We start from the raw sequence: 542 nt of genomic DNA on the forward strand, positions 1-542 counted from the left end.
TGCCTCTTCACTGGCGATTCCTGTGACGATGGAAACCCAGAAACTGTGGACGACACCATCGATGAAAACTGTCAGTGCGGTGGCAACACCGTTCCTGGATGTACCGATTCAAACGCTTGTAACTACGATCCGAACGCAACTGTAAATGATGGCTCTTGCCTTTTCACAGGCGATTCCTGTGATGACGGCAACGCTACGACAGTCAACGATGTCATCACTGAAAACTGTGAATGTGAAGGCGAAACAGTTCCAGGATGTACGAACATCAACGCCTGTAACTACAACCCTAACGCTACGGTGAACGATGGCTCTTGCCTTTTCACAGGCGATTCCTGTGATGACGGCAACGCTACGACAATCAACGATGTGATCACCGAAAACTGCGATTGTGAAGGCGAAACAGTTCCAGGATGTACGAACATCAACGCCTGTAACTACAACCCTAACGCTACGGTGAACGATGGCTCTTGCCTTTTCACTGGAGACTCTTGTGACGATGGAGATCCTGAAACTGTGAACGACACCATCGATGAAAACTGTCA

1 pseudogene is annotated in these 542 nt (G+C 48.9%); it reads left to right on the forward strand.

Annotated elements, in window-relative coordinates:
• A pseudogene (locus tag ABHV44_RS16195) lies at positions 1-542 on the forward strand (hypothetical protein); the annotation flags it as partial.

This window comes from Halocola ammonii, assembly GCF_049334165.1.
Classification (GTDB): domain Bacteria; phylum Bacteroidota; class Bacteroidia; order Flavobacteriales_D; family Sanyastnellaceae; genus JBEGHD01.